Genomic DNA, 12,980 nt, shown 5'->3' on the forward strand with positions numbered 1-12,980 from the left:
AATCGTGGAAAAATTCACCACCCACACCGGGGTCGGCGTCCCGCTGACCCGCTCAAACGTCGACACCGACCAGATCATCCCCGCCGTGTACCTCAAGCGCGTTACCCGCACCGGCTTCGAGGACGGTTTGTTCGCCGGTTGGCGCAAGGACGAGAACTTCGTACTCAATCAGGAGCCCTACCACAACGGCTCGATCCTGGTCGCCGGTCCCGACTTCGGAACCGGCTCCTCCCGCGAGCATGCCGTGTGGGCGCTCATGGACTACGGCTTCCGCGTTGTGCTATCCGCGCGCTTCGCCGACATCTTCCGCGGTAACTCCGGCAAGGCTGGCTTCCTCGCCGCGCAGATGGAAGAGGCCGATATCGAGTTGCTGTGGAAGCAACTCGAGGCCGAGCCTGGCATGGAAATCACCGTCGACCTCGATTCCCGTACGGTGACCGCCGGGGAGAATGCTTACCAATTCTCCGTCGACGACTACACCCGCTGGCGCCTCATGGAAGGCCTCGACGACATTGGACTCACGCTCCGCGACGAGCCCGCTATCACCCGTTACGAGAACACTCGACCGGCTTTCAAACCGGTGATCACGGCCTAGCGGTTTACTTCACCGGGAGCGGGCTCGCCAGATAGTCAGCCCCGGTGAGCTGGCCTTCGTTGAAGGACAGCACCCACACGGACGCCTTCTTCGCTTCAATCTCATGGAGTGGGAGGCGTCCGTTCGCACTGAGCCAGGCGATCATATCGGGGATGATGGTGCCCTGGGCGACGACGACGGAGGTACCGCCGGCGTCGATAAGCTCTTGAAAGCGCGCCTGCGCGCCGACCATGTTCGACAACCAGGCGTCATCGCCGAGGGCTGGATCGACGACGACGTCGAGGTTGAGCTCGTCTGCCAACGGCGCGGCCGTGGCCTGGCAGCGGTCCGGCAGCGCGGAGTAGACCGCATGCGGCTTGTAGGGCAGGAGCATCGGAATCAGCATTTCCGCTTGCCGACGCCCCTTCTTATCCAATGGCCGCAAATTGTCATCGCCGTGCCAATTGTGGCGCTGATGCGCGCGGGCATGTCGGACGTAGAGGATCCGGGAGGTGGCGGGGAGCCGGAAACGCTTTTCTGCCTTCGCCAGAACCTGGGTATCGACCTCGTAGCTGAGCAGCTCGCGGGCCTGTGCAATGGGAAGCCAGCGGATCTCATCTACCTCGCCGTTGGGGGTGAATTGACCACCGATGACCTCGCCGGTCCAGTAATAAACCACCTTCGTGCGATCTGCGACGGGGTAGGTGACCTTGCCCAGCAGCTTGCCCAGGCGGATGTCGTAGCCGGTTTCCTCGAGAATTTCGCGGGCTGCGGTCGTCGGCAGGGACTCGCCGGGATCGACCTTGCCCTTGGCCAATGACCAATCGTCGTAGTGGGGGCGGTGAATGACTGCGACCTCAAGGTTGTCCACATCCGAGATATCGCCCCGCCACAACACCGCACCCGCCGCGAGCGTCGCCCGTCTAAACTGCCCGGCTGGGTCGGCAGGAATGACCTGGTGCCGACCATTTACCAGCAAGGCGGAACCCTGATCCTTATCAGTCTCATGGGGCTGGGACTTTTTCGCCATGACGCTCCTTCAAGATGGTGTGCTGCGTTCCCCTCATCTTTACCCATCGCAGGCCCGAGCGCACGGTAGACACCGCCGAAACAGACGCCCAATCGTGACCGGCAGCTTGGCCCAGGGGAATCGTCATCCTTTAAGCTGTTTGTACCAACTAACGAAAAGGGAGATCCTCGTGGTCAACGTTGCAGTCATGGGAGCCGGATCGTGGGGTACCACCCTCGCCAAGGTCTTCGCTGATGCCGGGAACACCGTCAGGCTCTGGGCCCGCCGCCCTGAGCTGGCCGAACAGATCCAGACCACCCACACCAACCCCGACTACCTCGGCGACATCACCTTGCCCGCCGCGATCACCGCCACCTCCGACGCCGCAGTCGCGCTGGAGAATGCCACCATCGTCGTCTTCGCCGTTCCCAGCCAGACGATGCGCAACAATCTCACCGATTGGGCGCCGCTCATTCCTGCGGACGCCACGCTGGTGAGCATCTCCAAGGGTGTGGAAACTGGCACCTACCTGCGCATGAGTGAGGTCATCTGCCAGATCACCGGCGCGGACCCCTCGCGGGTGGCGGTGCTGTCTGGGCCGAACCTCGCGCGTGAAATCGCGGAAGAGCAGCCCGCCGCCACCGTCATCGCGTGCGTGGATGAAAACCGTGCAAAGCTGGTCCAGGCGGCCGTGGCTACCCCTTACCTGCGCCCTTACACCAACACTGATGTGGTGGGGGTCGAACTCGGCGGTGCCTGTAAGAACGTCATCGCCTTGGCCTGTGGCATGGCGGCCGGCCGTGGCCTGGGAGAAAACACCCTGGCCTCCTTGATCACTCGCGGCCTGGCCGAGGTCACCCGACTTGGCGTTGCAATGGGGGCTGATCCCAGTACCTTTGCCGGTCTCGCGGGCATGGGCGACCTCGTTGCCACGTGTACCTCGCCGCTGTCGCGTAACCGCACCTTTGGCGTCCGGCTCGGCGAAGGCGGAACCCTCGAAGAGGCGACGGAAGCTACCCACGGCCAGGTCGCCGAGGGAGTGATCTCCTCCAATTCGATCTTCCAACTAGCGGAGGCCAACCGGGTGGAGATGCCGATCACGCAGGCGGTATTTTCCGTGTGCCACCAAGGGTTGGAAGTTTCCGACATGGTTACCGCGCTCATGGGTCGATCGAAGAAGGCGGAATAGGGGGCAGCTGTAAAGTGCGATATGACTAGACCCATTAATCGAGAAGCCTGGAGTGGCCACTCGATTAATGGGTCTAGTCATATCGCACTCTGGCAGCCTCCCTCAAACACCGTGCCACTTCCTGTGAACGGTCGCTAGCCGGGTAGGCTAACCGCCATGGAAAAGCCACAACGAATTCGCGTCGGGGTCGTCTATGGCGGCCGCAGTCCAGAGCATTCCGTTTCCTGCGTGTCGGCAGGGGCGATCATGACACACCTGGACCCCGAGGCGTTTGACGTCGTGGCAATCGGTATTACCCCAGAGGGCAAGTGGACGGCGGGGGAGTCCGATCCCAGCGCCCTGGTCATCCGGGATGGCAAGCTCCCCACCGTGGGCGATCAGGGGCCTGAGCTGGCGCTCTCCCTCAACCCAGTCACACGTGGGCAGATCCGCAACGCCGAGACCGGCGAGCTTCATGCCACCGTGGATGTCATCTTCCCCGTGCTCCACGGCCCCTTCGGTGAGGACGGCACCATTCAGGGGCTGCTCGAGATGTCGGGCATTCCTTACGTGGGTACCGGCGTGCTCTCCTCCGCGTGCGGCATGGACAAGGAGTACATGAAGAAACTCATGGCGGCGGTCGGATTGCCGATCACCCCTGAGGTCATTTTGCGGGATCGCACGGAGCTCACTGCCGAGGAGAAGGCATTGCTCGGGTTGCCGGTGTTCGTGAAACCTGCCCGCGGTGGTTCATCGATTGGTGTGTCCAAGGTGAAGGACTGGGCTGATCTTCCGGCAGCTGTTGCCCTGGCTCTGGAGTCCGATAACAAGGTCATCGTTGAGGCCGAGATTATCGGCGCTGAGGTAGAGGTCGGTGTGCTGGAGCGCCCGGATGGCAGCGTCGTCGCCTCAGTCCCGGCCATGCTCAACGGCACCGGGGACTCGGACGAGGGCTTCTACGGTTTTGACACCAAGTATCTTGATGACGTGGTTACGGCTACGATCCCGGCCCCCTTCGACGAGGGCATGACCTCAGCGCTGCAAAACATGGCCATCGATACGTTCCAGGCCCTCAACTGCGAGGGCCTGGCCCGGGTGGACTTTTTTGTCACCGACCAAGGTCCGGTGATCAACGAGATCAACACCATGCCCGGCTTCACACCCATCTCGATGTACCCGCAGGTCTTCGCGGCTAGCGGCGTCGCTTATGAGGACTTGTTGCGCACCCTCGTCGAGCAGGCGCTAGCCCGCTAAGGCTGTTCCGAGGTGTGCTCCGCGATGAGCTTGCCCAAGGTCACTACTGCCGCGTTGCCCATTTCTTGTGGGGCACTCACGGCAATGTCAGTGGAACGCCCAAGCGCAAACCACGTGGAGGATGTCGTGCCGTTGGCCAGCGTCGTGTCTTCGAACCACGGTATGTCGTCGACCTGCGTCAAGCGGGCACCGGCCTCGTAGTTGGCGGGCGGGGCGACGCCACAGCGGAGGACCACCGGTTCCCGGCCGAGGGCGGCCCAGGCCGCAGTGTTTGCTTCCGGGACGTCGATACGCGAATAGTCATCGGGTAGCGAGTCGGGCAGCGCGGCCATCAAAGACCCGCATTCGCCGCCGTCGCCGGTGGCAAGTTGGGACAGCGGTGCCGGATTGGGCTGCGAAGCAACGACGGGAAGCGTGGAGGTAGCGCCTGCCAATTCGGCGACGGGATTATCGGCGGAGCCCAGTGAGACCTCATCAGCGGTGACGGCGACGACGGGGGAGCGGTTGATGGTGTACCAGGTGGACAGCGTCGACCCGGGGGTGACGTCGGACACCTGCAGCCACGACACCCCGTCGATGTCCTGGACCTGCGAGTATTCGTTGTATTGCATGGGCAGGTCGATGCCGCAGCGGAAGGTGATTCGCTCGGTGGAGCTGGAGGCCCACGCGGCGACCCCGGCGGGCGCGGGCTCGGCGATCTCGGCGCGGTCGTGACTCAGTACCTTCTCGGGCAATGCGTCCAGCACCGCATTGCATTCGGCGGAGTCGGCGAGCGGCGCGGGCAGCTCCGTCATGCCAACGGGTTGGTCGGCGGCGCGACTGAACACGAGCTTCGCTCCCACCAACACCCCCACTACCAGCGCCACGGCCAAGACCAGGGAGAGATAGATGGCGGTTTTGCCAGTGCGGCTAAATTGGGAGGAGGCAATGGTGCTCATGGACCGCAAGTCTATCGAAAGGACTGGTGTGACCCACTTCCCAGCCCACTTTTCCGGCCCGACCCTCGGCGAGGTCGGTGAGCATCGCGCGATCGAGGCGATCATCCAGGCCGCGCCGTCAGCGAGGAATGGTGATGATGCCGCTGTGCTGTCCCACGCCTCCCCAAACTCCCAGGGGGTGGCCACGACCGACATGTTGATCGAGGGGCGTCACTTTTCTGTCGATTGGTCAACACCCGAGGAGATCGGTCAGAAGGCGATCGTGCAGAACTTTGCCGACATTGAGGCGATGGGGGCACGTCCCATTGCCGCGCTCCTCGCGATCGCCGCCCCGCCGGAGACCCCGTTGAGCTATCTCACGGGCATCGCTGCTGGCATCGCGGATCGGGTGGGGTCTTACTCGGCCGAGCTCGTGGGCGGGGATCTGACCTCCGCGAAGGAGCTCGTCCTCTCCGTCACGGCCATCGGCTCGCTGGGCGGCTCCCGTCCGCCGCTGCGGCTCGACCGCGCGCGCTTCGGTCAGCGGGTCGTCGCACACGGCCGAATCGGCTGGTCGGCGGCCGGTCTTGCCCTCCTCAAAGCCTTCGGTCGTTCCGATATCCCTTCCATCTTCTCACCGCTTATCGACGCCCACTGTGCCCCACGCCTCAACCCCGGTCGCGGGGTCATCGCCCGCGCCACGGGCGCGACGGCGATGACCGATAACTCCGACGGTCTCGTCGTTGACCTGTCCACGGTGGCCAGGCGCTCCGGGGTGGGGATCGATCTCCACTCCGCCGACATTAGCCCCGATGACCTGCTGTTCCAGGCAGCCGAGCTCCTCAACGCTGACCCGTGGGAATGGGTCCTCTCCGGGGGAGAAGACCACACTCTCCTGGCCACGACCGCCGGGGATCCGCCCTCGGGTTTTCGGGTCATCGGCCGGGTGGCCAAGGGTGAGGGAGTTACTGTTGATGGCGCCGTGCCCGCCTACACCGACGGGTGGGTGAGCTTCTAACATGCTGCCCGTTCACCCGTCCTGGCTTCCTGCCCTCGAACCCGTCGAGGATCGCATTCACGCGCTGGGAAATTTCCTCCGCGCCGAACCCGCCTACCTACCGGCGGGCAACGACATCCTCCGCGCGTTCCAGGACCCTTTTGACGACGTCAAAGTCCTCATCGTCGGGCAAGACCCGTATCCCACGCCGGGCCATCCCATGGGGTTGAGCTTTTCCACCCGCCCCGGCGTTCGCCCCCTACCGCGCAGCCTGCAGAATATCTTTCGGGAGCTCAACAGCGACCTTGGGCTTCCCATGGCGGTGGATGGGGACCTCACTCCGTGGACTCGTCAGGGCGTCCTGTTACTCAACAGAGTCCTCACCGTCCGGCCCGGAGCCCCCGCCTCCCACCGAAACAAGGGATGGGAAGAAGTGACCGAGGCCGCCATCCGAGCCTTAGCCGCTCGGGACCAACCCCTCGTCTCCATCCTCTGGGGCCGCGATGCGCAATCGGCGGCACGCTTCCTCGGCCAGCACCCGCGCATAGAATCCCCCCACCCCTCGCCGCTGTCGGCTTCGCGGGGCTTCTTCGGCTCACGGCCATTTTCCCGCGCCAATGAGTTGCTCATTGCTGCCGGAGCCGATCCGGTGAACTGGCAGCTGTAGACTAACGACCTATGTCCTTTCCGCGTGCGATAGACGGTCCCCGGCTGTACGACTGGGCGACCCGTTCGGTGGCCGAGCTCTCGGCCCGGCGGGCGGAAATCAATGCCCTGAATGTCTTTCCGGTCCCGGACGCGGATACCGGTTCGAATATGGCGCACACGATGGAGGCAGCACTGGCGGAGGCCAATAAGTTGGCCAGCCACGACGATGTCGCTCAAGTGGCCCGGGCACTATCCATTGGCAGCGTGCGGGGGGCCCGCGGTAATTCCGGTTTGGTCCTGAGCCAGGTGCTCCGAGCAATCGCCGATGCCGCCGTCGTCGGGCAGATCGCCGGTGCGGACGTCGCTTACGCCCTCACTACCGCGGTGCAACTGGTGGACCGGGCTATCTCCAAGCCGGTCGAGGGCACCATCATCACCGTGCTCCGCTCCGCCGCCCTTGCTGCCCAGGAGGCGGGGGAGGAGCTGCACGAGGTGGTGAACGCCGCCGTCGCCGCGGCAAGAATCGCCCTGGCTAATACCCCCTCGCAGCTCGATGTCCTCCGCGACGCCGGGGTCGTCGACGCCGGGGGCATGGGTTTGCTCGTGCTGCTGGAAGCGTTGCTTGCCGAGGTAGAAGGCAGCGCCGCCACCACTACTTCCGCCTCGGAGGTCCACGGCCAGGCCGCCGAACTAGAGGTGATGTTCTTCTTTACCGGCGACCTCGACCGCTTGGAACAGCGCCTGCAAGGCCTCGGGGACAGCCTGGGTATCGCCCGGGCGGAGGAGAACTGTGGCAGCGTCCACATTCATTCCCGCACCGCCGGCGCGGTCATCGAAACTGCCTTTGCCATCGGCCAGGTCACTGATCTGCGCCTCGAAGTGCTTCCCGACGCCCCGCAGGTCGGCGCACCCCGCCGCGTCGTCGTGGCCATCACCCCGGCCGGTTCCATCGCGGAGTTGTACCGCGAAGCGGGCGCGGTCGTGGTCACGCCGGGGGAGGACGTTGTCTCCGCGATCCTCGCCGAGGTCCGCACCACCAGTGCCCAGGAACTCATCTTGTTGCCCAACGGCCAGCTCGACCAGCGCCAACTCGTCGCCGTCGAACGCGCCACCCACGCCTTTGAGCAGACCCTCACCATCGTCCCCACCAGTCGACTGGTCTCGGGCATTGCTGCCCTCACCGTCCACAACCCCTCCGTCCCCGTGAGCGTCGCGGCCTACGCCATGACCGAGGCGGCCGCGGCGATGCGCACCACCATCCTCAGCGAATGCGCCCCAGGGGAAACTGCAGAGCAGGCCACCGAACGGGTGTGTTTGCCTTTGCTGGGGGACGGGGCGGAGCAGGTGGTTTTGCTGTCGCGGGTGGAGCTGGACGTCGATAAGCTAGAGGCCGAATTGGGCCTCGACGTGATGGCCTTCCCCGCGGACGGGCTGGACCACTTGGTGGAGATCGGAGTCGAGTAGTGCTCGGATGGTCGGACGAACGGCTGCTAGCCACTGTCCTCCCCGCGAAGGAGGCCAAGGCCATCACCGCCGCGTTCGGCTACGAAACCTGCGGCGAGCTGCTCGAACACTTCCCGCGCGCCTACTCGCGCCACGGCTCCGGCGTGCTCGCCGAGGACGCCGAAGAAGGCGACATGATCACCTGCGTGGGCGAGGTTACCGGGGTCACCACCCAGCCGCCGCGCCGCGGCAACACCGTCACGCGCGTGACCATCGATGACGGCCGCACCGTCTTCACCGCCTCCTTCTTCCACGCCTCCTACGTGGCCAAAATCCTCCGCCCCGGCGTGCGCGCCATGTTCGCCGGCAAGCTGAAGTTCTTCCGTGGTACCCCGCAGCTCCAACACCCGGACTTCATCGTCATCCCCGAACCCGGGCGAAAAGGCGTCGGGACAGGCTCGCTGAAAAGCCTCGAAGCCTACGGCGACCCGGATGAACTACTGAGCAAGCTCGATTACGTTCCCGTCTACCCGGCGACCTCGCGCATCACCTCCTGGCGGATCATGAGCGCCATCCAACACGTCCTGGCCACCCTGCCGCCCGTCCCGGAGCCCCTCGGCGACACCCCGGAAGGCATGGTCAGCTTCGATCACTGCATCCGCGGCATCCACCTGCCCGGCCCGGAGGGCCCCGAGCCGAACCTGCGTAGGTTCAAGTACAACGAGGCCATCACCCTCGGGTTGGTCATGGCGTTAAGACGCCTCGATACCCTCAAGCGCGTCGCCCCCGCCCTCCCCGCCAAGCCGGACGGCTACCGGGCCGAGCTGCTCGGCCGCCTGCCCTACGAACTCACCGCCGGACAACAGGAAGTCCTCGCGGACATCACCTCCGACATCTCCGCCGACCACCCCATGAGCCGCCTGCTCCAAGGCGAGGTCGGTTCCGGCAAAACCATCGTCTCCCTCCTCGCCATGCTGCAGGCCGTCGACGCTGGCCGCCAATGCGCCCTGCTGGCGCCGACGGAAGTCCTCGCGGTCCAACATGCACGCACCCTCACCGCTTTGCTAGCCGACGCCGCCGTCCCCGCCACCGTCGTCCCCCTCACCGGGTCCATGCCCGTGCCCGCCAAACGCCAAGCCCTGCTGGACATCGTCTCCGGCCAAGCCGACATCGTCGTGGGCACTCACGCCATCATCCAAGACAGCGTCGAGTTCTTCGACCTCGGGTTCGTCGTCGTCGATGAGCAACACCGCTTCGGCGTGGAGCAACGCGATCGCCTCCGCACCAAAGGTCGCGACGGCATCACCCCACACCTCCTGGTCATGACGGCCACCCCCATCCCGCGCACCATCGCCATGACCGTCTTCGGTGATTTGTCGTTGTCCACGCTCAAGGAACTCCCCGGCGGTCGCGTGCCCATCCACTCGGGCCTGGTGCCCCAGTCCCGACCCACCTGGGTCCACCGAGCCCTCCAGCGCATCCGCGAGGAGATCGACGCCGGCCACCAGGCCTACATCGTCTGCCCCCGCATCGACGGCGACGGCGGCGTGCTCGACTTCTTCGAGGTCCTCTCCTCCGGCCCGTTCGCCGACTACCGCATTGGGATCCTGCACGGCCGCATGCCCAACGACGCCAAAGACGAGGTCATGGGCATGTTTGTCGCTGGCGAATTGGACATCCTCATCGCGACGACCGTCATTGAAGTCGGCGTCGACGTCCCCAACGCCTCCATCATGCTCGTCCGCGAGGCCGACAACTTTGGCGTCTCCCAGCTCCACCAGCTGCGCGGCCGCGTCGGTCGAGGCGCCCGCGCCTCCCTGTGCCTGTTTCACACCTTCGCCGAACCCGGCAGCCCTGGCTACGAGCGCTTGGCACAAATCGCCGACACCACCGACGGCTTCGCCCTCGCCGAACTCGACCTCTACCAACGCCAAGAGGGCGATGTGCTCGGCACCTCCCAATCGGGCGCCGTTCGCACCGTGAAGCTGCTCAACCTGCTCCAAGACATCGACATCATCACCCTCGCGAATGCTGACGCCGCCGCTCTGGTGGAACGCCACCCGCTCCTCGCGCAACGCCTGGTTCTGGAGATCGACCGCGATGATCGGGAGTACTTAGAGAAGAGCTAGCGTTCTCGGGCAACTAGTTGCTATACAAATTAGTTGCGATTAGGGTGGAGGAATGTCAGACACCGTGAGTCTCGGAGACTGGTTACGTCCGGCGCTGCCTTTATTGCTGTTGAGATTTCTCATGGATCAGCCAGGTCATGGATACGGTTTAGTGGAGAAATTGCGGGACTCGGGCATCGAAGCCCGGGGAACAACGGTGTATCCCCACCTGACCAAACTGCAGGATGCCGGGTACATCACCAGCCAATGGCACACCCCGGAGGCGGGTCCGGCGAGAAAGATCCTCACGGTCAGCGATGCTGGACATAGTCACTACTTGGACCTCGAAAAACAATGGTTGCTGGCACGTGGACTGCTAGACAACACGCTCACATCGACGATCGACCAATGACAGGAACATCATCTCGTGAACTACCACAATGACCTTGCCTATCATCTCCGCCGCCGAGGCTGCGGCGACGACCAAGTAGCGGAAGTACTGCACACCGTCGATGACGCAATCAGCTCGACAGGACGCACCGCCGAAGAGGAATTCGGCAAGCCTCAGGACTATGCCGGAGAGTTCGAGGGCCCCAATAAAGGCACGCCAGGTAGGAAGATCCTTGGAGTCTGTGGATTCTTGGGGATACTGTGCGTGGGAGTCTACGCGGTGTGGCCCCAGTGGTTCGGTTTCACCACTCCGATCGTCGAGCAGTTCGCGGGAATGATGGCTTTGCTCGTATTCCTTGCCATTGGAATACTTATTGGATCAATAGTTGATCACCGGCTCCCTTCTAGCTACACGGAACACCAACAACTCCCACGCCGATGAACAACTCTGCACATCCTCGATTGAGGACCGCAGTTCTGGCAGTAGCAGGATGCGTAGCGATCACGGTCGTCGAGTTCGGGGCCGTTGCGGCTTTAGCACTGAAAATTACTGCTATACGCAACAATCTGGCCGAAGCCTTAACTTTGACGGTCGTCGTTCATGCCATTTCGTGTGTGTCTTTCTTGGTGGGGCTGCTCTGGAGGTCGGGGGTTACCCCACATGTGCTGGGTATCTCCCGCCCGACTTGGCGACTAGCCCACCTGGCATGGCAGATCCCTAGTGCACTAGTGGTGCTTATCGCGATCCAGGCCACCATGTTTGCCATCCTTGGCGGGGAAGACCCTATCCCTGGACGTGGCGCCAGCGATGACATAACTGGGTTGCCACCAGTGTTCGCGGTGTTAGGCTTCATTGGCATAGCCGTTTTGACACCCTTGTGGGAAGAGCTGCTGTTTCGCGGCGTGCTGCTGAGTTCGATGCGCGGACGGTGGGGGACAGGCATCGCCATCGCAGCGTCCTCGGTACTTTTTGCGATCGTCCATGGGATACCGATCTTGCTGCCGTACGTGCTAGCCCTAGGCCTGGTATTGGGGGGTTTGCGAGTCTTTCACGACAACCTCTGGGCGCCCTTGGCGATGCACGTCACTATCAACTCCATCGCCTCAGCGGCGATCCTGGGGGCCTTGGTGTAGCCCCTCACTCCAGGCGTTATAGCCTCGGTAGGCGGTGCATTAGGGTGTAACCATGAACATCTTCGCCCCATTCGCCGGCATTGTGCGTTATCACGTCGCAGTCGGGGACACCGTCGCTACGGGCGACCGACTGGCCACGGTGGAAGCAGTGAAGCTTGAAGCACCTGTCCTCGCTCCGGGACCCGGGGTTGTCACGGGCATTTCTCATGACGACTTTAGTGATGTGCTGGGCGGCGACGTCCTCCTGGAGGTGGGAGCATGACCCGCATCATCGCTGGTGAGGCGCGCGGGCGCACTATCAAGGTTCCGCCGCGCGGCACACGTCCGACCTCTGACCGTGCCCGCGAAGGGCTCTTTTCCTCGTTGCAGGTGCGCTTTGGTTTCCTTGAGGCCCGCGTGCTCGATCTTTTTGCAGGTTCCGGGGCACTCGGGCTCGAGGCGGCATCGCGCGGGGCGGCAGAAGTCGTATTAGTTGAGAGCGATCCCCAGGCGGTGGAGGTGATCCGGCACAACGTGGGCGTCGTAAAGCATCCTGGGGTACGGGTCGAGGCGATGAAGGCGTCGACCTACGTGGCGCAGGCGCCACAGAATTACTTCGACATGGTGCTCGCCGACCCGCCGTATGACCTCGCCGATGAGGCGGTGCGGGAAATGCTGGAAGCATTGGAGCCCGCTCTCACCGATGGGGCTGCCGTGGTCGTTGAGCGACATGTTGACTCCCCGGAGACAGATTGGCCTGCTGGATTCGAACCTACCACCCAGAAGCTGAAGAAGCGGACCTACGGCATTGCCCGCATGGACATGGCTGTGTTCCACCGTGCAAATTAACGCCGACTAACCAGGAGAAGCGATGAAAGCCGTCTGCCCCGGATCCTTTGACCCGGTGACCATGGGTCACCTCGACATCTATCGACGCGCCGCCTCCCACTTCGATGAGGTCATCGTCCTGGTGACCGGCAACCCGAAAAAGCCATCGGGATTGTTCACGGTGGAGGAGCGAATCGACCTCATCGAGCGGGTCACCGAAGACATCCCCAACCTGCGCGTGGACTGGTGGGCGGGATTGCTCGTCGATTACACGACGAAACATGGCGTCAATGCCCTGGTGAAGGGCCTGCGCACCGCCTTGGACTACGAGTATGAGCTGCCCATGGCTCAGATGAACCGGCGTTTGTCGGGGGTGGATACCTTCTTCCTCCTCACCGACGAGAAGTACGGCTACATCTCTTCCTCGCTGTGTAAAGAGGTCGCTCGTTATGGCGGCGATGTCTCCGGTCTCCTTCCGGACCTCGTCGTGGACGCGGTTACCGCCAAATACCGAGAGGCGTTGGGGTAGCC

Annotated in this window: 15 protein-coding genes; 13 read left to right on the top strand and 2 right to left on the bottom strand. The window is 63.6% G+C overall.

Annotated elements, in window-relative coordinates; translation table 11 throughout:
* Positions 1 to 4: 4 nt before the first annotated feature.
* Positions 5 to 595: a 3-isopropylmalate dehydratase small subunit gene (gene leuD, locus CATRI_RS05740; protein ID WP_290220513.1), complete on the top strand. Its 591-nt coding sequence runs from the start codon at positions 5 to 7 to the stop codon at positions 593 to 595.
* 4 nt (positions 596 to 599) lie between these two features.
* Here leuD and CATRI_RS05745 read toward each other — a convergent pair whose 3' ends face one another.
* On the bottom strand, positions 600 to 1,604 hold the full coding sequence (locus CATRI_RS05745; RefSeq protein ID WP_290220514.1) for an NUDIX hydrolase: 1,005 nt from the start codon (positions 1,602 to 1,604) through the stop codon (positions 600 to 602).
* 169 nt (positions 1,605 to 1,773) lie between these two features.
* Between CATRI_RS05745 and CATRI_RS05750 the strand changes: the two genes are divergently transcribed.
* Both CATRI_RS05750 and CATRI_RS05755 read left to right on the top strand, forming a co-directional pair.
* On the top strand, positions 1,774 to 2,772 hold the full coding sequence (locus CATRI_RS05750) for an NAD(P)H-dependent glycerol-3-phosphate dehydrogenase (RefSeq protein WP_353959739.1): 999 nt from the start codon (positions 1,774 to 1,776) through the stop codon (positions 2,770 to 2,772).
* 156 nt (positions 2,773 to 2,928) lie between these two features.
* Positions 2,929 to 4,005: a D-alanine--D-alanine ligase family protein gene (locus CATRI_RS05755; protein WP_290220516.1), complete on the top strand. Its 1,077-nt coding sequence runs from the start codon at positions 2,929 to 2,931 to the stop codon at positions 4,003 to 4,005.
* Here the strand turns inward: CATRI_RS05755 and CATRI_RS05760 are convergent.
* Entirely contained in the window at positions 4,002 to 4,943 is a 942-nt protein-coding gene (locus tag CATRI_RS05760) for a DUF3515 domain-containing protein (RefSeq protein WP_290220518.1), read from the bottom strand. The two genes, CATRI_RS05755 and CATRI_RS05760, sit on opposite strands and share 4 nt — an antisense overlap.
* Between CATRI_RS05760 and CATRI_RS05765 the strand changes: the two genes are divergently transcribed.
* The 10 genes from CATRI_RS05765 to coaD are packed head-to-tail and all read left to right on the top strand — an operon-like array spanning position 4,942 to position 12,978.
* Positions 4,942 to 5,940 carry a thiamine-phosphate kinase gene (locus CATRI_RS05765; protein WP_290220520.1) on the top strand — a complete coding sequence of 333 codons (999 nt, stop codon included), beginning with the start codon at positions 4,942 to 4,944 and terminating at the stop codon, positions 5,938 to 5,940. The genes CATRI_RS05760 and CATRI_RS05765 overlap by 2 nt on opposite strands.
* Before the next feature lies 1 nt (position 5,941).
* Positions 5,942 to 6,586, top strand: a complete 645-nt coding sequence (locus CATRI_RS05770; RefSeq protein ID WP_290220522.1) for a uracil-DNA glycosylase — start codon at positions 5,942 to 5,944, stop codon at positions 6,584 to 6,586.
* Between the two features lie 11 nt (positions 6,587 to 6,597).
* Complete coding sequence (locus CATRI_RS05775) at positions 6,598 to 8,031, top strand: DAK2 domain-containing protein (protein ID WP_290220524.1); 1,434 nt, start codon at positions 6,598 to 6,600, stop codon at positions 8,029 to 8,031.
* Entirely contained in the window at positions 8,031 to 10,139 is a 2,109-nt protein-coding gene (locus tag CATRI_RS05780) for an ATP-dependent DNA helicase RecG (protein ID WP_290220526.1), read from the top strand. The genes CATRI_RS05775 and CATRI_RS05780 overlap by 1 nt, the downstream gene beginning before the upstream one ends.
* Before the next feature lie 52 nt (positions 10,140 to 10,191).
* Positions 10,192 to 10,530 (top strand): PadR family transcriptional regulator, encoded by a 339-nt coding sequence (locus tag CATRI_RS05785; RefSeq protein ID WP_290220528.1) that lies wholly within the window; start codon positions 10,192 to 10,194, stop codon positions 10,528 to 10,530.
* A 15-nt stretch (positions 10,531 to 10,545) separates the two neighbouring features.
* Entirely contained in the window at positions 10,546 to 10,950 is a 405-nt protein-coding gene (locus CATRI_RS05790; RefSeq protein WP_290220530.1) for a hypothetical protein, read from the top strand.
* A complete protein-coding gene (locus CATRI_RS05795) occupies positions 10,947 to 11,642 on the top strand; it encodes a CPBP family intramembrane glutamic endopeptidase (RefSeq protein WP_290220533.1) in 696 nt (231 codons plus the stop codon). Before CATRI_RS05790 ends, CATRI_RS05795 begins: the two co-directional genes overlap by 4 nt.
* A gap of 52 nt (positions 11,643 to 11,694) precedes the next feature.
* Positions 11,695 to 11,904: an acyl-CoA carboxylase biotin carboxyl carrier protein subunit gene (locus CATRI_RS05800; RefSeq protein WP_290220535.1), complete on the top strand. Its 210-nt coding sequence runs from the start codon at positions 11,695 to 11,697 to the stop codon at positions 11,902 to 11,904.
* On the top strand, positions 11,901 to 12,470 hold the full coding sequence (gene rsmD / locus CATRI_RS05805) for a 16S rRNA (guanine(966)-N(2))-methyltransferase RsmD (protein WP_290220537.1): 570 nt from the start codon (positions 11,901 to 11,903) through the stop codon (positions 12,468 to 12,470). The genes CATRI_RS05800 and rsmD overlap by 4 nt, the downstream gene beginning before the upstream one ends.
* 22 nt (positions 12,471 to 12,492) lie before the next feature.
* Complete coding sequence (gene coaD / locus CATRI_RS05810; RefSeq protein ID WP_290220539.1) at positions 12,493 to 12,978, top strand: pantetheine-phosphate adenylyltransferase; 486 nt, start codon at positions 12,493 to 12,495, stop codon at positions 12,976 to 12,978.
* Positions 12,979 to 12,980 lie beyond the last annotated feature (2 nt).

The sequence above is a fragment of the Corynebacterium atrinae genome, from assembly GCF_030408455.1.
Lineage (GTDB): Bacteria > Actinomycetota > Actinomycetes > Mycobacteriales > Mycobacteriaceae > Corynebacterium > Corynebacterium atrinae.

Excerpts from the sequence above, each read along its gene's own strand:
- CATRI_RS05745 (WP_290220514.1), bottom strand. The coding sequence starts at position 1,604 with ATGGCGAAAAAGTCCCAGCCCCATGAGACTGATAAGGATCAGGGTTCC.
- CATRI_RS05755 (WP_290220516.1), top strand. The coding sequence starts at position 2,929 with ATGGAAAAGCCACAACGAATTCGCGTCGGGGTCGTCTATGGCGGCCGC.
- CATRI_RS05765 (WP_290220520.1), top strand. The coding sequence starts at position 4,942 with ATGGACCGCAAGTCTATCGAAAGGACTGGTGTGACCCACTTCCCAGCC.
- CATRI_RS05760 (WP_290220518.1), bottom strand. The coding sequence starts at position 4,943 with ATGAGCACCATTGCCTCCTCCCAATTTAGCCGCACTGGCAAAACCGCC.
- CATRI_RS05770 (WP_290220522.1), top strand. The coding sequence starts at position 5,942 with ATGCTGCCCGTTCACCCGTCCTGGCTTCCTGCCCTCGAACCCGTCGAG.
- CATRI_RS05775 (WP_290220524.1), top strand. The coding sequence starts at position 6,598 with ATGTCCTTTCCGCGTGCGATAGACGGTCCCCGGCTGTACGACTGGGCG.
- CATRI_RS05785 (WP_290220528.1), top strand. The coding sequence starts at position 10,192 with ATGTCAGACACCGTGAGTCTCGGAGACTGGTTACGTCCGGCGCTGCCT.
- CATRI_RS05795 (WP_290220533.1), top strand. The coding sequence starts at position 10,947 with ATGAACAACTCTGCACATCCTCGATTGAGGACCGCAGTTCTGGCAGTA.
- CATRI_RS05800 (WP_290220535.1), top strand. The coding sequence starts at position 11,695 with ATGAACATCTTCGCCCCATTCGCCGGCATTGTGCGTTATCACGTCGCA.
- rsmD (WP_290220537.1), top strand. The coding sequence starts at position 11,901 with ATGACCCGCATCATCGCTGGTGAGGCGCGCGGGCGCACTATCAAGGTT.
- coaD (WP_290220539.1), top strand. The coding sequence starts at position 12,493 with ATGAAAGCCGTCTGCCCCGGATCCTTTGACCCGGTGACCATGGGTCAC.